This is a genomic window from Acidovorax sp. GW823-FHT02H02 (assembly GCF_058797075.1).
The window spans coordinates 163,972-183,071 of record NZ_JBXAJH010000007.1 but is presented as its reverse complement, the minus strand read 5'-3'; the positions used below and the strand labels follow the sequence as shown (position 1 = coordinate 183,071).

Annotated in this window: 21 protein-coding genes and 1 pseudogene; 18 read left to right on the top strand and 4 right to left on the bottom strand. The window is 58.6% G+C overall.

What is annotated here, in order from left to right:
• Positions 1–36: 36 nt before the first annotated feature.
• The 4 genes and pseudogenes from AC1RDS_RS10130 to AC1RDS_RS10115 all read left to right on the top strand — a co-directional run bounded on the left by AC1RDS_RS10130 (position 37) and on the right by AC1RDS_RS10115 (position 2,998).
• On the top strand, positions 37–795 hold the full coding sequence (locus tag AC1RDS_RS10130) for a lysophospholipid acyltransferase family protein (RefSeq protein ID WP_492226913.1): 759 nt from the start codon (positions 37–39) through the stop codon (positions 793–795).
• Positions 796–805: 10 nt separating this feature from the next.
• A complete protein-coding gene (locus AC1RDS_RS10125; RefSeq protein WP_492226926.1) occupies positions 806–1,789 on the top strand; it encodes a M48 family metallopeptidase in 984 nt (327 codons plus the stop codon).
• A gap of 87 nt (positions 1,790–1,876) precedes the next feature.
• Positions 1,877–2,386: pseudogene (locus AC1RDS_RS10120) on the top strand (MBL fold metallo-hydrolase); the annotation flags it as partial.
• 174 nt (positions 2,387–2,560) lie between these two features.
• Positions 2,561–2,998, top strand: coding sequence for a rhodanese-like domain-containing protein (locus AC1RDS_RS10115; RefSeq protein WP_422204471.1), 438 nt, complete (start codon positions 2,561–2,563; stop codon positions 2,996–2,998).
• A 198-nt stretch (positions 2,999–3,196) separates the two neighbouring features.
• Here the strand turns inward: AC1RDS_RS10115 and lysM are convergent, their stop codons facing one another.
• On the bottom strand, positions 3,197–3,682 hold the full coding sequence (gene lysM / locus AC1RDS_RS10110) for a peptidoglycan-binding protein LysM (protein WP_492226912.1): 486 nt from the start codon (positions 3,680–3,682) through the stop codon (positions 3,197–3,199).
• Between the two features lie 165 nt (positions 3,683–3,847).
• Between lysM and AC1RDS_RS10105 the strand changes: the two genes are divergently transcribed.
• A complete protein-coding gene (locus AC1RDS_RS10105; RefSeq protein ID WP_026436733.1) occupies positions 3,848–4,612 on the top strand; it encodes a type III pantothenate kinase in 765 nt (254 codons plus the stop codon).
• Between the two features lie 31 nt (positions 4,613–4,643).
• Here the strand turns inward: AC1RDS_RS10105 and AC1RDS_RS10100 are convergent, their stop codons facing one another.
• From AC1RDS_RS10100 to AC1RDS_RS10090, 3 genes are all read right to left on the bottom strand, one after another.
• Positions 4,644–5,420 carry a tetratricopeptide repeat protein gene (locus AC1RDS_RS10100; protein ID WP_348683246.1) on the bottom strand — a complete coding sequence of 259 codons (777 nt, stop codon included), beginning with the start codon at positions 5,418–5,420 and terminating at the stop codon, positions 4,644–4,646.
• Positions 5,421–5,456: 36 nt separating this feature from the next.
• Positions 5,457–6,119: a TetR/AcrR family transcriptional regulator gene (locus tag AC1RDS_RS10095; protein ID WP_026436731.1), complete on the bottom strand. Its 663-nt coding sequence runs from the start codon at positions 6,117–6,119 to the stop codon at positions 5,457–5,459.
• Positions 6,120–6,345: 226 nt separating this feature from the next.
• A complete protein-coding gene (locus tag AC1RDS_RS10090; RefSeq protein WP_492226911.1) occupies positions 6,346–6,945 on the bottom strand; it encodes a phasin family protein in 600 nt (199 codons plus the stop codon).
• Between the two features lie 147 nt (positions 6,946–7,092).
• Between AC1RDS_RS10090 and rfbB the strand changes: the two genes are divergently transcribed.
• The 13 genes from rfbB to AC1RDS_RS10025 all read left to right on the top strand — a co-directional run bounded on the left by rfbB (position 7,093) and on the right by AC1RDS_RS10025 (position 19,091).
• Complete coding sequence (gene rfbB, locus AC1RDS_RS10085; RefSeq protein WP_492226910.1) at positions 7,093–8,163, top strand: dTDP-glucose 4,6-dehydratase; 1,071 nt, start codon at positions 7,093–7,095, stop codon at positions 8,161–8,163.
• Complete coding sequence (gene rfbD, locus AC1RDS_RS10080) at positions 8,160–9,053, top strand: dTDP-4-dehydrorhamnose reductase (RefSeq protein ID WP_492226909.1); 894 nt, start codon at positions 8,160–8,162, stop codon at positions 9,051–9,053. Before rfbB ends, rfbD begins: the two co-directional genes overlap by 4 nt.
• 46 nt (positions 9,054–9,099) lie before the next feature.
• A complete protein-coding gene (locus AC1RDS_RS10075) occupies positions 9,100–9,297 on the top strand; it encodes a type II toxin-antitoxin system VapB family antitoxin (protein ID WP_348688814.1) in 198 nt (65 codons plus the stop codon).
• Positions 9,294–9,665, top strand: coding sequence for a type II toxin-antitoxin system VapC family toxin (locus AC1RDS_RS10070; RefSeq protein ID WP_492226908.1), 372 nt, complete (start codon positions 9,294–9,296; stop codon positions 9,663–9,665). Before AC1RDS_RS10075 ends, AC1RDS_RS10070 begins: the two co-directional genes overlap by 4 nt.
• A gap of 21 nt (positions 9,666–9,686) precedes the next feature.
• Positions 9,687–10,595: a glucose-1-phosphate thymidylyltransferase RfbA gene (gene rfbA, locus AC1RDS_RS10065; protein WP_492226907.1), complete on the top strand. Its 909-nt coding sequence runs from the start codon at positions 9,687–9,689 to the stop codon at positions 10,593–10,595.
• Positions 10,596–10,691: 96 nt separating this feature from the next.
• Entirely contained in the window at positions 10,692–11,867 is a 1,176-nt protein-coding gene (locus AC1RDS_RS10060; RefSeq protein WP_492226906.1) for an acyltransferase family protein, read from the top strand.
• 32 nt (positions 11,868–11,899) lie between these two features.
• Positions 11,900–12,499 carry a dTDP-4-dehydrorhamnose 3,5-epimerase gene (gene rfbC / locus AC1RDS_RS10055; RefSeq protein WP_492226905.1) on the top strand — a complete coding sequence of 200 codons (600 nt, stop codon included), beginning with the start codon at positions 11,900–11,902 and terminating at the stop codon, positions 12,497–12,499.
• A 68-nt stretch (positions 12,500–12,567) separates the two neighbouring features.
• Positions 12,568–13,851, top strand: a complete 1,284-nt coding sequence (locus AC1RDS_RS10050; RefSeq protein WP_492226904.1) for a flippase — start codon at positions 12,568–12,570, stop codon at positions 13,849–13,851.
• Positions 13,838–15,004: an O-antigen polymerase gene (locus tag AC1RDS_RS10045; protein WP_492226903.1), complete on the top strand. Its 1,167-nt coding sequence runs from the start codon at positions 13,838–13,840 to the stop codon at positions 15,002–15,004. Before AC1RDS_RS10050 ends, AC1RDS_RS10045 begins: the two co-directional genes overlap by 14 nt.
• A gap of 37 nt (positions 15,005–15,041) precedes the next feature.
• On the top strand, positions 15,042–16,274 hold the full coding sequence (locus AC1RDS_RS10040; RefSeq protein WP_492226902.1) for a glycosyl transferase: 1,233 nt from the start codon (positions 15,042–15,044) through the stop codon (positions 16,272–16,274).
• 24 nt (positions 16,275–16,298) lie between these two features.
• Positions 16,299–17,456, top strand: a complete 1,158-nt coding sequence (locus AC1RDS_RS10035) for an NAD-dependent epimerase/dehydratase family protein (RefSeq protein ID WP_492226901.1) — start codon at positions 16,299–16,301, stop codon at positions 17,454–17,456.
• Complete coding sequence (locus AC1RDS_RS10030; RefSeq protein WP_492226900.1) at positions 17,453–18,049, top strand: serine O-acetyltransferase; 597 nt, start codon at positions 17,453–17,455, stop codon at positions 18,047–18,049. Before AC1RDS_RS10035 ends, AC1RDS_RS10030 begins: the two co-directional genes overlap by 4 nt.
• Positions 18,039–19,091: a WaaS/CpsH family glycosyltransferase gene (locus tag AC1RDS_RS10025; protein ID WP_492226899.1), complete on the top strand. Its 1,053-nt coding sequence runs from the start codon at positions 18,039–18,041 to the stop codon at positions 19,089–19,091. Before AC1RDS_RS10030 ends, AC1RDS_RS10025 begins: the two co-directional genes overlap by 11 nt.
• The last annotated feature ends 9 nt before the right edge of the window (positions 19,092–19,100 follow it).

Sequence of the window (19,100 nt, the reverse complement as noted above, 5' to 3'; positions counted from 1 at the left end):
GGCAAGCGCCATCTTCCGAAAACACTTGAAAAATATATGGCCCTGATCCGTTCCATCCTCCACATGCTCTGGATGGGCATCACCGTGGTGCCCTACACGCTGGCCATCCTGCTGGTGCGCATGCTGGGCGCCAGCAGCCGCACGCGTTACCGCATCGCGCGGGCCTGGCTCAAGCTCAGTGTGGATTCGGCGCGCGTGATCATGGGCATCCGCACCCGCATCACCGGCATGGAGCACCTGCCCACCGCGGAAAACCAGGGCGTGGTGCTGCTGGTCAAGCACCAGTCCACCTATGAGACCTTCCTCATGCCGGCGATCATGCCGCGCCCGCTGGCCTATGTGTTCAAGAAGGAGCTGCTGCGCGTGCCCTTCTTCGGCTGGTCCATCGGCAGCCTGGACATGATCCACATCGACCGCGGCCAGAGCGCGCGCGCCTTCGTCAAGGTGGTGCAGCAGGGCCGGGCGCTGCTGGCCCAGGGCACCTGGGTCATCATGTTTCCCGAGGGCACCCGGATAGAGCGGGGGCAGGCGGGGCAGTACAAGAGCGGCGGCACGCGGCTGGCCATTGATACCGGGGTGCCCGTGGTGCCCGTGGCCGTCACCTCGGCACGGGTCTGGCCGCGCAAGGCCTTCATCAAGCGCCCCGGGGTGGTGGATGTGTCGATCGGCCAACCCATCCCCAGCGTGGGCCGCAAGCCCGACGAGCTGATGCAGGAGGTCCAGGCCTGGATCGAAGCCGAAATGCGCCGCCTCGACCCGGAGGCTTACCCCGAGGCCGCTTCCGCCAACCCGTGAGGGCACCATGATGCAGCGGCTGGTGCAGCTGGCGCTCGATCTGTTCGACCCGCCCGGTGCGGATCGCCACGCGGGTGAGGCGCCTGTGGTGCCAGAGCCTTCCGCGCAAGAAATCAAGCCAAGAGGGCCTGTGGCGCCGGTGGGCACAGCGCCAACTGCGCCTGGTAGCGTAGCGATGGATCCGCGCCCGGTGCCTCCTGCCGCAGCGGCCCTGCCGTCGCTGCTGTCCCCCGCCGAGTTCCGCCACCCACGGGCCAACCGCGAGGTGCTGCTGGGCGATGCCGTGGTGGCCTATGCGCTGCAGCGCGTACGCCGGCGCAGTATCGGTTTCACGGTGGGGGTCGATGGCCTGGCCGTGCGGGCACCCACCTGGGTCACCTTGCCAGCCGTGGATGCGGCGCTGCGCGAAAAATCGGGCTGGATCCTGCGCAAGCTCGATGAAGCGCGCGCGCGCCAGCAGCGCAGCGAGGGCGGCCGCATCGTCTGGGCCCATGGAGCGCAGCTGCCCTACCTGGGCGAGCCGCTGACGGTGGTGCTGGACCCCACCCACGGCTTCACCGGCAAGGGCGGTGCCCTGCATGCCGGCAGTGAAGGCGCCGGGGGGGCGAGCCTGCGCATCGGCCTGTCCCACAGCGCCAGCCCGGCGCAGATCCGCGATGCCGTGCAGGCCTGGCTGATGCGCGATGCACGCCGCCATTTCACCACCCGGCTCGACCATTTCGCGCCGCTGCTCGGTGTGCGCTGGACCAGCCTGCGCCTGTCGAGCGCCCAGACCCGCTGGGGCAGTGCCAAGGCCGATGGCTCCATCCGCCTGAACTGGCGCCTGCTGCACTACCGCCCGGCCATCATCGACTATGTGGTGGCGCACGAGCTGGCCCACCTGCGCGTGATGGACCACAGCCCGCGTTTCTGGGGCACCGTGGCCACGGTGGTGCCTGACTACCCGGTGCTGCGCCACGCCCTGCGCGAACAGCCGGCCCCGCTGTGGGAATGAGCGCGCCGATGCGCGCCTGCCGCGTTTGAAAGCAAAGGCGGCTGGCGGCACAATGGCAGCCCGTTCCGCCTGGATCTCACCGCCTGGATGCCCGCCATGATTCCCCTGCAGCTGTTCGACCCCGCTTCCAGCACCTACACCTACATCCTGCACGACCCCGCCACGCGCGATGCCCTCATCATCGACCCGGTGGACGAGCAGCTCGACCGCGACCTGGCAGTGCTGCAGGCGCACCACCTCACGCTGCGCTGGGCCGTGGAAACCCATGCGCACGCCGACCACATCACCAGCGCCGGCCGCCTGGCCGAGCACACCGGGGCGCACACGGCGGTGCCCGCGGGCTGCGGCATCGGCACGGCAGCGGTGCAGCTGCTCGACGGCGAGACGCTGGCCTTCGGTGGCGAAACCCTGAGCGCGCTGCACACCCCCGGCCACACGGCGGGCGGCATGTCGTACCGGTGGCGCAACCATGTCTTTACTGGCGACACCTTGCTCATCAACGGCTGCGGCCGCACGGATTTCCAGTCGGGCAGCGCGGCCGACCTGTACCAAAGCATCACCGGCGTGCTGTTTGCGTTGCCGCCGGAAACCACTGTCTGGCCCGGCCACGATTACCACGGGCGCAGCCACTCCACCATCGCCGCCGAAAAGGCCGGCAATGCCCGCGTGGCCGGCCGCAGCCAGGCCGAGTTTGTGGCGCTGATGGAGTCGCTGCACCTGCCGCGCCCGCGCCGCATCGACGAAGCCGTGCCCGCCAACCTGCATTCGGGCCTGCGGCACGACGCCGATGGCGCCACCCTGCAGGCACCGCGCACGGCCGAGGGCTATGCGGGCGATGTGTCAGCCCAGCTGGCCTGGCAATGGGTGCAGAGCGGGCAGGCCGTGCTGATCGATGTGCGCAGCGATGCCGAGCGCGAATGGGTGGGGCAGGTGCCCGGCGCCATCGCCGTGGCCTGGAAGCAATGGCCCGGCATGGCGATGAATGCCGATTTCGACGCCCAGCTGCGCGCCGCCGTGCCCGAGGGCGGCCGCGCCGTGCTGCTGTGTCGCAGTGGGGTGCGCTCCATCGCTGCCGCCCGCCGCGCTACGGAACTGGGCATCACCGCCTACAACATCCTCGAAGGCTTCGAGGGCGACCCCGATGGCCATGCGCAGCGCGGCAAGAAGGGCGGCTGGCGCTTTCAGGGTCTGCCGTGGAAGCAGGGTTGATGCTCCCAAAAAAATAGCCACCAGCGCTGGCATGTGAAGCGCTGCCAGCTGATTTCTCAAATTCGGCTTGCTCCCGTGCCGCATCCATCGGCAGCGCTTGAACCACCACTGCCCACACCAGTGCACCCGTGGAACCGGCTTTGCCGGGCCACCGGGTGCGTCCCCCTCGGGGGAAGGCGCCGCAGGCGACTCAGGGGGCTACTTGACTGCCGGAATGCGCAGCTTCTGCCCGGGGTAGATCTTGTCGGGGTGCGTCAGCATGGGCTTGTTGGCCTCGAAGATCTGGGGGTACTTGCTGGCATCGCCGTAAAACTTCTTGGCGATGGCCGAGAGCGTGTCGCCGCGCACCACGTCGTGGTACTGGCCTTCGGGCTCGGGGTTGGTGACGTCCATCTGGTTGTCCACGCTGGTCACGTTGGCCACGTTGCCGCAGCACAGGGTGATCTTTTCCTTGACCGATTGCGTGGGTGCCGTGCCTTTCACGGTGACCTTGCCCTGCGCTCCATCAAAGGCCACCTGCACGTTGCTGGCGCCCAGGTTCTGGGATGCGATGTAGGTTTCGATGGCCTTGGCGGCATTGGCGTTGAGTTCGTCCGTGGCGGCCGGGCTGCCCGGTGCCGCCTGCGCGTCCTTGCCGCCAAAAAGTTTCTCGCCGGCTTCCTTGATGAAACTGAATAAACCCATGTCGATTCTCCTGTGGTTGCAGAGTGGGGGGAGGGGCCACTGTATCCCCGCGACTGCCGTGCGGCATGTCGGACAAATGCCCGATCTCGCGCGCAGTGCCTGCGCAGTGCGGCACCTGCCGTGGTGCCCAAAGGGGCGGGTGAAAAACTCTGGATAATCCGCCGCATGACATTCTTGGCCATCGACGTCGGCAACACGCGTCTCAAATGGGCGCTGTACGACGCCCACCGTCCGGGTGCTGCCTTGCTGGCGCATGGCGCCGAATTCCTCGACCATATCGACCGCCTGGCAGAAGGCTCGTGGGCGCAGCTGCCCGCACCGGCCAAAATGCTGGGCTGCGTGGTGGCGGGCGACGCCGTCAAGCGCCGCGTGCAGGACCAGATGGAGCTGTGGGATGTGGCGGCGCAATGGGTGGTGTCGTCGGCGCAAGAGGCGGGCGTCACCAATGGCTACGACTACCCCTCGCGCCTGGGCTCGGACCGCTGGGTGGCCATGATAGGCGCGCGACACCATGTGCTCGCGCAAGGCCCGGCGCGCCCCCTCGTGGTGGTGATGGTGGGCACGGCGGTCACCGTGGAATGCATCGACACCGAAGGGCGTTTTCTGGGCGGCCTGATCCTGCCGGGCCACGGCATCATGCTGCGCGCCCTGGAGGCCGGCACCGCCGGGCTGCATGTGCCCACGGGCGACGTGCGCCTTTTCCCTACCAACACCAGCGATGCACTGACCAGCGGCGGCACCTATGCCATTGCCGGGGCGGTCGAGCGCATGGTGCAGCATGTCATGGCCCACTGCGGCGCCGAACCCGCCTGTGTGATGACCGGCGGTGCGGGCTGGAAGATGGCGCCCAGCATGACGCGGCCGTTCGAACTGGTGGACAACCTGATCTTTGACGGCCTGCTGGAGATCGCCGCGCGGCGTTTCGGCTGACCCTGGGCGCAGCCTTGGAGCTGCACGGCGTTCAGTTCTCTTGCAGCTCAATGCGCGCCATTTCCACGTCCAGGCGCTCTCTGGCGTCCAGGGGCTCGGTGGCGGCCGCCTTTTCGTAGAGCTGCGTGGCTTCCTGCATTTTGGGGTCGCCTTCCAGCATCACCAGCGCATTGGCATATTCGATCATGCCGATGGCGGAGCCGGGGTGGATCCGCAAGGCTTGCTGAAACAGCTGCAGGCCCACGTCCTTCCTGGCGCCATAGGTCATGCCGCCAATCAGCGGGCCCACCTTGTCGATCACCTCTGCATGGAATGTGCCCAGCGCAATGTGGGCATCGGCATGCCGGGGTGCCAGTGCAATCGCCTTCTCCAGCGCATGCTTGACCCTGCCGCCCAGCCCTTGCGCCAGCGCCTTGGCCACGCTGATGCCCTGGCTGTAGCGGCCCAGGGCGTAGGCCTGCCAGTACCAGGCATTGGCGTTTTCGGGCTCCTGTGCCGCCTGGGCCTCGGCGCGCCCGGCGACCTGCATGAACAGATCGAGGCGGGCTTTTTCCCCGGGCTCCAGGTAGTTGGCATACACCGCGGTGGCCTTGTTGGCGACCGTGATGCCAGCCCCGCCGGCACGCAGGCCCGCCGCCGCGGCCTGCTCGAATTCGCCGTTGTGATAAAGCGCCCAGGCCTGCAGCACGGCGGCATCCTGGGGGCAGGGCTCGGCATCGTCGCAGTGCAGGCGGCTCCACTGCGCTTTGACGCTGGCCGCATCCAGGCGGTAGCCACCAGCATGGGGGAAAGGGGTCCATGGGGCCATGGTGTGTCTCCTCGGGTTGGGGATGGTGTGCGGTGGTCAGCCGGTGGCCGGTGCGTAGGCGCCCACGATCTGCTGCAGATGCGCCCGCTGCGCACTCTCCAGATAGGGCAGGAGCAGGTTCAGCACATGGTGCGCACCCCGCAGCAACGCTGCCTGTGCGCTCTCGGGCTCCAGCGCGCGGCGCGGATCCTGCACGTATTCGAAGCTCAGCCAGTAGGTCAGCACCACCACCATGCTGGTGGCGGTGGCCTGCCGATCGCTGGCATCGATGCGCAAGGCGTCTGCGCGGCCCATGCCATCGAGCATGGCCCGCACCGCGCGGGTCTTTTCTTTCAGGATGGCCTGGAAATGCGTTTCCAGCCGGCGGTTCTTGGACAGCAGGTCGTTCAGGTCGCGGTACAGAAAGCGGTATTGCCAGATGATTTCAAACAACGTGTGCATGAAGAACCAGGCGTCTTCCACATTGCGCACGTTGTCGCTGGCACCCAGCAGGTCGTTCAGCGACTGTTCATACCGGTCAAACAGCGCGTTGATGAGCGCGTCCTTGGCCGGGTAGTGGTAATAAAGGTTGCCGGGGCTGATGCGCAGCTCGGCCGAGATGAGGGTGGTGGACACGTTGGGCTCGCCAAACCGGTTGAACAGCTCCAGGGCCACCTCCAGGATGCGTTCGGCGGTGCGGCGCGGCGCTTTCTTCACCATGGATGCGTGCCCCTTCGTGTCGTTGTTTGTGCCGTGGTTGCTTGCTTTCGCAGGCCTACTCTACCCCAGTCGTTTTGCTGCAATGCAGCACGAAGACGCAGTACCGGTGCGGCTTGCAAAGGCATCCGCATCGTTGGCCTGGCCTGGCGTGCCGTGGCACGGGCAGCGCAAAAAAGAAGCGACCGCATGCGGGGCATGCCGGTCGCTTTCATGGCCGGGGCAAGGCTCAGGAGGCGGCGGGGGTGTCGTCGGCAGCCGTCCCGGCCTTGGGCGCCGCCGCTGCGGGGGATTTTGCCGGGGCCTTCCTGGCCGGCGCGGCTTTCAGGGCGGGCCTGGCCGCTGCCTTGCGCGCAGCGGTCTTGGTGGGCGCGGGCTTGGCGGCCCTGGCTGGCGCCTTGGCCGCGGTCGTCGCGGCGGCGGCCTTGCCTGCAGCCTGGGTCAGTGCCTCGATGCGTGCATGCAGGGCCTCGATATCACGGGCCGAGGGCACGCCCAGTTTGGAAAGGGCCTTGGCCACACGCTCTTCAAAGAGGTTCTCCAGCTTGTCCCACTGGCCCTGGGCCTTGGAGCCGATGTCGCTGGCCATGGTGGTCATGCGGCTGGTGGCTTCGGTGATCTTTTCCTCGGCCACGGCCTGCGTCTTGCGCTGGATGGTCAGGCCCTCCTTGACCAGGGCTTCAAACACCTTGCCGCCTTCTTCCTGCGCCTTCGAAAAAGCGCCCAGGCCCGCCAGCCAGATCTGCTGCGCCGAATCCTTGACGGTGCTGGACAGCTGGGCATCGCTCTGCTTCTTGTTGCCGCTGGTCTTCTGCATCTTCTTGGCCATGGAACCTCCAATAAGGGGAAAGAATAAAGTGTAGAGGATGGCTGCACGGACACCGTTCCCCCCTGTGCAGCACCTGGTTACGTGACAATCCGAAGCGGGTGAGATAATTTTTGGCTTTGCCAGCAGGCAGTATCTTTGGGGCACATCATGATTCTCGTTACCGGCGCCGCCGGCTTCATCGGCGCCAATTTCGTTCTCGACTGGCTGGCGCAATCGCAGGAACCCGTCGTCAACCTCGACAAGCTGACCTACGCGGGCAACCTCGAAACCCTGGCCTCGGTGCAAGACGATGAACGGCACACCTTCGTGCAGGGCGACATCGGCGACAGCGCCCTGGTGGCCCGCCTGCTGGCCGAGCACCAGCCGCGCGCCGTCATCAACTTTGCCGCCGAAAGCCATGTGGACCGCTCCATCCACAGCCCCGAAGACTTCATCCAGACCAATGTGGTCGGTACCTTTCGCCTGCTCGAAGCCGTGCGCGCCTACTGGAGCAGTTTGCCCGCCGAAGGCAAAGCGGCCTTTCGCCTGCTGCATGTCTCCACCGACGAGGTCTATGGCTCGCTGGCCGCAGGCGATGCGGCATTTACCGAGCAGCACCGCTACGAGCCCAACAGCCCGTACTCGGCCAGCAAGGCCGCCAGCGACCACCTGGTGCGCGCCTACCACCACACCTACGGCCTGCCGGTGCTCACCACCAACTGCAGCAACAACTACGGCCCTTACCACTTCCCCGAAAAACTCATCCCGCTGATGATCGTCAACGCCCTGGCCGGCAAGTCGCTGCCGGTGTACGGCGATGGCATGCAGATTCGCGACTGGCTCTACGTCAAGGACCACTGCAGCGCCATCCGCCGCGTGCTGGACGCAGGCAAGCTGGGCGAGGTCTACAACATCGGCGGCTGGAACGAAAAGCCCAACATCGAGATCGTGCAAACCGTGTGCGCTTTGCTCGACGAGCTGCGCCCCAAGGCGGACGGCAGCAGCTACAGCACGCAAATCAGCTACGTCAAAGACCGCCCCGGCCACGACCGGCGCTACGCCATCGACGCCAGCAAGATCGAACGCGAGCTGGGTTGGAAGCCTGCCGAAACCTTTGACACCGGCATCCGCAAGACCGTGCAGTGGTACCTGGCCCACCCCGAGTGGGTGGCCAACGTGCAAAGCGGCGCCTACCGCGACTGGCTGCAAACCCAATACGCGGGCACGGTTGCGGCATGAAAATCCTTCTGCTCGGCAAAAACGGCCAGGTTGGCTGGGAGCTGCAGCGCAGCCTGGCCCCGCTGGGCGAATTGGTCGCGCTGGACCGCCATAGCACGGACTTTTGCGGCGACCTCTCCAACCTGCAAGGTTTGGCTGAAACGGTGCGCGCGGTCCGCCCCGACGTCATCGTCAACGCCGCCGCCCACACTGCCGTGGACAAAGCCGAAAGCGAGCCCGACCTGGCCCGCACCCTCAACGCCACCGCCCCTGGCGTGCTGGCGCAAGAGGCGCACCAACTGGGCGCCTGGCTGGTGCACTACTCCACCGACTATGTGTTTGACGGCAGCGGCAGCCAGCCCTGGAAAGAAACCGACGCACCAGCACCGCTCAACATCTATGGCCAGACCAAGCTGGAAGGCGAGCAACTGATTGCCAAGCACTGCCCCAAGCACCTGATCTTCAGGACCAGCTGGGTCTATGCCGCACGCGGCGGCAATTTCGCCAAGACCATGCTGCGCCTGGGCAGCGAGCGCGAACGCCTTACCGTCATCGACGACCAATGGGGCGCACCCACTGGCGCCGACCTGATCGCCGACATCACCGCCCATGCCATCCGCCACCTGCGGCAGCGCCCGCAAGACGCAGGCCTGTACCACCTGGTGGCGGGCGGTGAAACCAATTGGCACCAGTATGCAAAATACGTTCTGGCGCAGGCACTGCATGCGCAGGAAGCTATCAAAATAAAAGCAACCGAAGTAACCCCCGTGCCCACCAGCGCCTTTCCCACACCGGCCAGACGCCCCCACAACTCGCGCCTGGACACCGCACCACTGCAAGCCACCTTCGGTCTCACGCTGCCGCATTGGCAGCAGGGCGTGGCGCGCATGCTGACCGAGGTGTTAGCATGAAACGAGTCATCGTTTGATGTCTTGTTTGATGATTTGAAAGAAGTCCATGCGTACCACCCTCACCCTTGACGACGAATTGCTCGCCCAAGCACAGCAAATCAGCGGGTTGACTGAGCGTACCCAGTTGATCCGCGAAGCGCTGCTGGCGCTGGTGCAGCGTGAAAGCGCACGCCGTCTGGCCCGACTTGGCGGGACAGAAGCCCAACTGCAGCCCATCCCCCGCCGCAGAGAGCCTGAAGCATGATGCTGGTGGACACATCGGTGTGGATTGACCATTTGCGTCACGGTGACGCGGAGTTGATGGCCGCGCTTCAGGCGGGGCAGGTGGGCATGCACCCGTTCGTGGTGGGTGAACTGGCCTGCGGAAGCTTGCGCGCGCGCGCCGAGGTGCTGGGCTTGCTGCAGGCGCTGCCCCCCGTGCCGGTGGCTACCGACAAGGAAGTCCTGTTTTTTATGGATGAGCACGCACTGATGGGGCGTGGCATTGGCTACGTGGACATGCACCTGCTGGCATCCACCCGGCTGGGTGGGGATTTGCTTTGGACGCGAGACAAAAGGCTGCATGCCATCGCCGCCGCACTCGGCCTGGCGCATAGCGAAAAACAACACTGAATCAAGGACACAAATTACACCATGACCGCTCACCCCACGACCCAGCGCAAGGGCATCATCCTCGCCGGCGGCTCCGGCACACGCCTGCACCCGGCCACCCTGGCCATCAGCAAGCAACTGCTGCCGGTGTACGACAAGCCCATGATCTACTACCCGCTCAGCACCCTCATGCTGGCGGGCATCCGCGATGTGCTCATCATCAGCACTCCGCAAGACACCCCGCGCTTCGAGCAGCTGCTGGGCGACGGCAGCCAGTGGGGCATGAACCTGCAATACGCCGTGCAGCCCAGCCCCGACGGCCTGGCGCAGGCCTTCATCATTGGCGACAAGTTTGTGGGCAACCACCCCAGCGCGCTGGTGCTGGGCGACAACATCTTCCACGGCCACGACTTCGTGCAACTGCTGGCCGATGCCGATGCGCAAACCAGCGGTGCCACCGTGTTTGCCTACCATGTGCAAGACCCCGAGCGCTACGGCGTGGTGGCCTTTGACGCCAACGGCAAAGCCAGCAGCATCGAAGAAAAACCCAAGACGCCCCAGAGCAACTACGCCGTCACCGGCCTGTACTTCTACGACAACCAGGTGGTGGACATCGCCAAGGCCGTCAAGCCCAGTGCCCGCGGTGAACTGGAGATCACCGCCGTCAACCAGGCCTACCTGGACAAAGACCAGCTCAGCGTGCAAATCATGCAGCGCGGCTACGCCTGGCTGGACACTGGCACACACGACAGCCTGCTCGAAGCCAGCCAGTTCATCGCCACGCTGGAGCACCGCCAGGGCCTGAAGATCGCCTGTCCCGAAGAGATCGCCTGGCGCAACGGCTTCATCAGCGCCGAACAGTTTGAAAAACTGGCCCAGCCCCTGCTGAAGAACGGCTATGGGCAATACATGCAGCGCCTGCTGAAAGAGGGGGGTAGGCAATCCGCCTAAGCATTGCCGTCAATAAAAAGAGAAATCCGCTGTCAGCTCAATTGGTATCTTGGCAAAAATAACCATGACAATGCTCAGCCCTGAGGGCGTCAAACCATGACCCAACCCGCTAGCATCTGGCCCTATTTCGTCCTCTCGGGTGTCTTCCTCCTCTTTTCTGGGGGAATTTATCTGATCGCCCGCAAATTCTCATGGAAGGGGGTGGTGAGCGAAGGAGGGCGACACGAGTCCATCGACGGCTTGCGCGGTTTGCTTGCGCTGGGAGTGTTCTTTCACCATGCGCTGATCAATTTCGCATTTCAGACAAGCGGTGCCTGGAAAGCTCCTGATGAGCCGTTTTATGCCATGACAGGGCAACTTGGCGTAGGGTTCTTTTTCATGATCACTGCCTTCTTGTTTTGGGGCCGCATCTTGAAGAGTGAATCGGGGGTTGACTGGGTTGCTCTTTATCGATCCAGGATTCGTCGGATCGTCCCCATGTATCTCGTGGCGGTGGTCGTACTGGTGCTGATTGCGTTGAGTAAAGCGGCGGGAAAAAGCGATGTTCAATACATAAGTGTTTTTACGAATATTGTTAGATGGTTCTATTTTTCCTTTCTCGGTGCGCCCGACATTAATGAATTACCCCGTACATTTACTATTAATGCCGGTGTGTTTTGGACGTTGGCTTATGAATGGCGATTTTACTTTGCGCTGCCATTTTTGGCGGCATTGATGAGTATTTCAGGGCGTTGGAGTGTCTATTTTCTTGTTGGGTTTTACGCTGCACTCTCGGAAGAAAAATTCTTGTACTATTTTCTGGGTGGAATGCTGGTGGCAGATATCCACAAACAAAGGTGGTTTGTCTCCAGCATCCGGTCATGGCTCTCTGACGTCCTGTTTGTCGGTGTACTTTATGTGCTGATGACTTCATTTGATACGGCTTATGGTTTTTTTGCCGGCGTATTGGCAATGGTGGCTTTTTTGCTCATATTGAATGGTGGTGGAGTTTTTGGATTGCTTCACACAAAGGCAGCGAGGCTCTTGGGTGAAGTCAGTTACAGCATCTATCTCTTGCATGGCCTGGTTATTACTCTGTTCTTGAGCGTTGCGGGTTCGGTTGGTTTCCGCTGGACGGTATCCAACTACTGGCCGGTAGTTCTGTCGATGGGTTTGATCTTGGTGGCGATCTCCGTCATTACGTTCAGGTTGATAGAGCGGCCTTTTATCCAAAAAACCTTGAGCGTCAACGTGAAAGCAAACACACCGACCGGGTTTGTTCGTACGTTTTAAATTTTTCTCTGAATGCAAATACTAGGTACGCTATGAAAGTCACCCCCACCGCCATCCCCGACGTGCTGGTCATCGAACCCAAGGTGTTTGGCGACGCACGCGGCTTTTTCTATGAAAGCTTTAACCAGAAAGCGTTCAACGAGGCCACCGGCACCAGCCATCAGTTCGTTCAGGACAACCACAGCCGCAGCGCCAAAGGTGTGCTGCGCGGTCTGCACTACCAGATTGAGCAACCCCAGGGAAAGCTAGTACGGGTGGTGCGCGGAGCGGTGTTTGACGTGGCGGTGGATATTCGCAGGAGCTCACCTACTTTTGGCCAGTGGGCGGGGATTGAACTGACCGAAGACAACCACAAGCAGTTTTGGGTGCCGCCAGGGTTTGCGCATGGGTTTGTTGTGCTGAGCGACAGTGCCGACTTCCTTTACAAGACCACCGACTATTACGCACCGCAGCATGAGCGTTGCATTGTCTGGAATGACCCCGTCATTGGTATCGATTGGCCGCTGGCTCAGCACGGCATCGTACAGCCTCAACTTTCGACCAAGGATCAGCAGGGGCAATCACTTGAATCGGTACGCGCTGCGGAATCTGAGCGGCGCCTGAAGGATGAAATAGATGAGTTGCCGCTGTAAGTGCATCTTGGTTCCGCGCTCGGCGCGAGCTGTGTGCGGATATGTTGATCGTCGGTTGATGTCAGCTCATGTCGCTGAGTAAAAACACCCTGTGGAATGTTGCCGGTAATGTTGTGCCACTGGTTATTGGTGCCATCACGATTCCGTTCCTCATTCAACGTTTAGGCATCGAGAGATTCGGTATCCTGACGTTGCTGTGGACGATCATTGGGTATTTCAGCCTGTTTGATTTTGGGATCGGACGTGCCATCACCCAGCAAGTGGCTTCCCATATTGCCGGGCAGCGACGTAACGAAATCTCGTCCACCATCAAGGCGGGACTCGAATTCACGATCCTGACGGGAATGCTTGGAATGTTAATATTGCTGCTGGCCGCCTATCCGCTAAGTCATAGGGGCCTCAGTATCTCTCCCGAACTCCATCAGGAGGTATTCTTCAGTCTGATCGTTGCGGCTATCGGGATTCCATTTGCCACGTTCAGTTCGGGCCAGCGCGGTGCTCTTGAGGGATATGAGAATTTCCAGTCAAGCAACCTGGCTCGGATGTTTCTGGGAATCTCCATATTCTTGTTTCCATGCATTGCCTTCTTCTTGCATGGTGTTTCCTTGGTTTTCATTACCCTCTGGCTTGTGGGCGCCAGAATGATAAGTTGTCTATTGCTTGCATGGTTGGTTGGCAGGCTGCCAAGCGGAAAATTCTGGCGTGCTGAGATTACCCCCGGTACACGAAAACGTCTCTTTTCTTTCGGTGCATGGATGGCGATTACAAATCTGGTCAGCCCCTTGCTGGTGAATGCTGATCGATTTATCGTCTCCTACCTGATGGGTGCGGCAGTTGTTGCTTATTACACGGTCCCATTGGAGTTCCTTGTCAGGCTGCTTATATTGCCGGGAGCACTCGGGACAAGCCTCTTGCCGAAGCTGACCCGTGATAACTCTTCTCGTACCCTGGACGCTGAAAAAACCTTCTGGAATAGTGTGACGGTTGTTGCTGTGGTCATGTTGGTGTTGTGCGTGTTGGCTTCAGCAGTCGCTTATCCCTTGATGAAATTTTTCATCTCGGAAAGTTTTGCGCAGCAATCATGGCTTCTTTGCGTCATCCTCTCGTGTGGCATATTGGCAAATAGCGTTGCATACATTCCCTACACGGCATTGCATGCCATGGGACATGCAAGACCGACTGGTCTGCTGCATATAATTGAACTGGTTGTTTATTTGCCGGTTTTATTCTTGCTTGTGCATTATTTAGGTTTAACCGGTGCGGCAATCGCCTGGACTGCGCGTACATCTTGTGATGCACTGGCGCTTTTTGTTTTGTATCGACGAAAGAGGACGAGATATGTTCTCTCCTAGATTTATTTTTCTCACTCTTTGGGGGTTGCAGGTTGTCTTGCATATCGGGTTTTACGACCTTTTTTTTCCGTTTGAAGTTATTACCTGGGTTGCGATTTTTCTGGGGGTTTTGTTTTTTACTCTGGGTACATTGATTGCCAGTTATTTGCCTGGGCTGCAGTACGACCATTCGGCGCAAGCGGTACAACGGGATCAGTGTTTTCAGTTCGAACGCTATTTTCAACTTTTCTTGTTGATATATTCCTTCGCTGGCGTTTTTGCGGTGTACTCCATCTATACATTAATGATTGGCGGTGGTTTGGCTGAACTAAGTGCCCCATCGATCCGGCAGTTTGTTGTTGACGACTTCAACGGGGAGAGAAGCCTCTATGCTTTTTTCCGCATCCTCTATGTGGGTGTCGGATTCAGTATTTTTTTTCTGGCTTTTGCAAAATCTCTTTCGCGAAGGCAGGTAGTCGTTATTTTTCTGGTTGGATTGATTTCAGCGGTCGCTACGACGGGGCGCTTGTTTTTGCTGCTCTTTTTTGTTGCATCCATTGCGCTTTTGTATCGCAACAAAGTTATCTCGGCTCGAACTGTTGTTGCGTCAGCGCTGAGTTTTTTGACGATTTTTTTTATTATTGCGCTGGTTTTCAAAAAGGGAGAGGAGTCCAACTCGGTCACAGGAAACATTCTCTGGAATGCGCAGGTCTATGTGATGAGCAGTGTTTCATGTTTTAACGACTTTGTTGCTTCAAGAAGCCAGGAAATTGCTGGTGGAGCACTGCTTCCCAACCCGCTTAGGGAACTCTGGAGTGTGTTGTTTTTTGAAATCCCTCCCAAGCCCTCGTTAAACCCGTTTGTCGAAGTACCAATCCAGTGCAATACCTACACGGTGTTTTTTCCCTTGTTTCACGATGGTGCGCTGATGGGCGTGGCTGGAGGGCTGTTGATTCTTGGAATTTTTCATCAGTATCTTTATATGCGGTATGAGAATGCTAATAATCCGGTCTGGTGGTATCTCTACAGCGTTTCCCTTTATCCGCTTTTCATGTCGATTTTTGAAGATGCTTACTTCTCATCTCCGGGTTTTTGGCTGCTGCTTTGGGTGCCGCCAGTTTGTTATCTGATCGCTCGCAGACTTCACATGGTTCGGGTATACGAATTACAATAAAATCATAAATGACACGATTTTTCCCAGGACATCAGCCATGAATTCGCACGCCGCACTGACCATTTGCTCTATCAATTACATCGGGAAAGCCTTGGTGCTGGTTGATTCTTACATCCAGCATCACCCCGATCACAGCATGTACCTTGTGCTGGTAGACCGAAAAACGCCGGAGGTCGTGGTTGATCGCCCAGATTTGACTGTGATTTGGGTTGAAGATTTGCCAATTGAAAATTTCCTGCAGCATGCGTTCAGCTATGACGTGATCGAGTTCAATACTAATGTCAAGCCAACTGCGCTAAAGATGCTTTTGCAGAGGCATGAGTTCGCAATCTATCTCGATCCGGATATCAAGGTCTATGCGCCACTGGTGCAGGTTTTTGACGCGCTGCAAAATGGCGCTTCGCTTGTTGTGACGCCTCACAGCAATACACCAATTCTGGACGGTTACAAGCCTGACGATCTTGAACTTCTCAAGTTTGGTGCTTTTAATCTGGGCTTCGTGGGGGTTGCCCGATGCCAGGAGGGTTTGGCATTTCTGGATTGGTGGTCCGAGCGCTGCCTGAATCATGGTTTCTATGAACCCCAACTTGGCCTGGCGGTCGATCAGAAGTGGGTTAGTTTGGCTCCCATCTACTTTCCTAAAATGCGAATTTTGCATGATGCCGGCTTGAATGTGGCTTTCTGGAATTTGCACGAGCGGCAATTGACGGAGCGCGATGGGGCCTGGTTTGTCAATGAAACGACGCCGCTGCGCTTTATTCATTTCAGCTCTTTCAGCGAGAACACGCCTGAGGTGGTAGCAAAAAAGCAGACGCGTTATGCCGCCGGAAGCCGTCCCGATTTCACAGTGCTTGCGACGACCTATGCACTTGAGCTTATGGCAAATTCCTCGAAAGAGTTCTCTAGCCATCGCTACTCGTTTGACTATTTTGATGATGGCTCATATGTGACTCCTGCTTTGCGCAGGTTTTATGCGTCGCTCAGAGAAAGCGCTTTCTCTTCAGAAGTGAACCCCTATCGAACCGACGGGCCTGTGATGCGCTTCGGCAAGGCCCATCGCTTAGTTGGTTCCCGTAATGAGACGGCCCGACGGAAAATTTTCAAGGACATGAACGCTTATGGATCCCAGATTGCGGTGATCAATAAAATACTAAGGTTGGCTCTTTTTCTTCTGGGGCCCGAGCGGTATTTTAATCTAATGCGATATTTGGCCCATATATCGTCACTGCGCAATCAAGTTGATATGTTCGGGAAAATTCGGTTGAAATAAGAAATTAATCTCAAGGAATTATTTATGACTTCGGATGCACAACAGATATTGATAACGGGTGGTGCGGGCTTCATTGGACAGCGCCTTGCGCGCGCTTTGTTGAAGCTGGGAAATCGAGTTCGTGTTCTGGATAATTTCAGTCCTCAAATTCACGCCAGTCAAACGTTGCCGGCGGATTTGGAAGGACATGTGGAGCTAATCAAGGCCGATGTGCGTGACCGGGATGCGATGAGGCGGGCGTTGACAGGAGTCAATAGCGTGGTGCATTTGGCCGCTGAGACTGGTACTGGCCAATCCATGTACGAGATTGATCGATATTTCAGCGTCAATGTGCAAGGCACGGCCACGATGCTGGACTTGTTGCAAAACGAAGACTGCGCGAAATCGCTTCGCTCAATTGTGGTTGCCTCAAGTCGGGCTGTTTATGGTGAAGGTGCATATCAGTGCGCGAATCACGGCATGGTATTTCCGGAGCAACGTGGCCGTGCACGCATGTCTGATGGCCTGTTTGAGCCAGTATGCCCAGATTGTGGATCCCCCGTAGTTTTGTTGCCGACTCCTGAGTTGGCGCCTTTCAGCCCCATGTCGATGTATGGCTTGACGAAGCAGGTTCAGGAACAGGCGGTTTTACTGTTTGCCCGGACACGAGGCATCAATGGGTTTGGACTGCGTTATCAAAACGTGTATGGTCCCGGCCAGTCTCTCAAGAATCCCTATACCGGTATTCTTGCAGTCTTTTCCAATCTGGCACGTCAGAATCAGTCTATTGAGATTTATGAGGATGGGTTGGAGTCGCGCGATTTTGTTTACATCGATGATGTCGTTGAAGCGACCGTCCGCAGCGTTAACTATCCGGGTCAATTTGTCGGGGCTCTGAACGTGGGATCCGGCCAAGCCACGAGTGTGATGATGGTGGCGCAAGAGATTAAATCATTTTTTGAGAGTGAAAGCGTCATAGGTGTCACTGGAGCATTCCGAATGGGTGATATTCGGCACAATATCGCTGACGTGAGGATGCTGGAACAGATCTTGGGCTTTGTTCCTGGTATGGGTTTCAAGCAGGGTTTGGCTAATTTTCTGGGCTGGGCTGCGGAGCAAGCGCCAGAGGACAAGGCGGCCTACTTGCGCTCTGTGAGTGAGCTGGCGGCAAGAGGATTGATGGGAAACATCTCGGCAACATGAAAAAGACGGTTTCAATTATGCCGACAGAGAATTTCAGGCTGCTGCCTTATTTGGCTGCTGATTTACGCCGTGCTCTTGTCGTCATGCATGGCTCGGCTGATGGTGTGTCAGGTCTACGGCTTTGGCTTGGGATTTTTTCACCAAGGTTTATCCCCGTTCTACTTTGCAGGCTGGCGCATGGCTTATATCGTCTGAAATTGGGGCCAATCGCGAAATTGGTTTCGCTGCTGAATTTCTTTTTTTTCGGTATCGAAATAGCCGTCCGGTGCCCAATTGGCAAAGGTTTGTTCCTGCCGCATACCCAGGGCACGGTGATTGGTGCTTGGTCTATTGGTGAAAATGCCACTATTTTTCAGGGCGTTACTTTGGGTGCGCGTGAAGTGGATTTTTCCTACCAAGAGTCATCACGACCCACGGTGGGGCATGGCGTTACTATTGGCTCTGGTGCAAAAGTGCTGGGCGGGGTTATATTGGGGTCCGATTCACGTATTGGTGCGAATGCGGTTGTGTTAAGCCATGTTGCGCCAGGTTTGCTGGCCGTCGGTATCCCAGCGAAAGTAATAGACAAGGGGCAATCCGACCATGCAGCCTGATGGTGGCCTGAAACGTGTGCAGGGTACCTTGCGCGGCCATGTACTTCTGGTGTCTCCGCTCACTTTTTCTTACCATCTGTCCATATCCGAGACGCTGCGCTCGATGGGCTACGACGTAACGTGGTGGGATGAGCGAGCCAGCAGCGCAACTTGGTACAAACTCGCACTCCGATTGCTTCCTGTAATGACGGTCCGTTGGTCCGAGCGCTCATTTCTTTCGCGATTGGAAAAACTTGAACCGGGCTCAGTTTCCCACGTTCTGGTGATTAAGGGTGAAGGGCTGTCGCGGCGGGTTGTGCTGGAGATGCGCAAAAAATTGGCTTCGGCCAGTATGGGGCTTTATCTTTGGGATGGCGTTGAAAACGTCAAGGGTGTGGCGAGTATTTTTCCGGCATTCGATTCAGTAGCAACTTTCGATCCTGTTGATGCGAAGAAATTTGCTTGGAACTATAGGCCATTGTTTTGGCGCAATATTTCAGCAGATCATGATATGTCGATGCAGGTGGTGTTTGATTGGTGCTTTATCGGCACCATCCACTCTGATCGTCATCGTGTGATTCACCGCTTGCGCCAGCGTTACGGCCAGCAAGTCAGAAGTTTTGTGTTTGGCTACTTCCAAAGCCCCTTGATGCTCTTCATGCGTCGCTTGCTGGACTGGACTTTGTGGCGGGCTCCGAAGGGAACATTGTCAACCAAGCCCATGCCTGCAGCTGAGGTTGCTCAGTACGTCGAGCGTTCCAGGAGCGTATTGGATGTGGAGCATCCACGCCAACGTGGGTTCACCATGCGCACCATTGAAACGTTGCTGGCGGAAAAGAAGCTGATCACCACCAACAAGTACATTTTGACCAGCAATCTTTATGATCCGTCCCGTGTCTGCGTAATCGACAGGTCTGCGCCTGAGATTCCGGCTGAATTTCTTGAAAAACCTTACTTGGCTGTCCCAGAAGTGCTCAGAAACTACTATTCCTGCGAAGGCTGGATTTCTGAACTACTGGCACTTCAAGATTCCGCAAGAAAAAATCGACGTACCCGGGTTTGAAAAATGAAG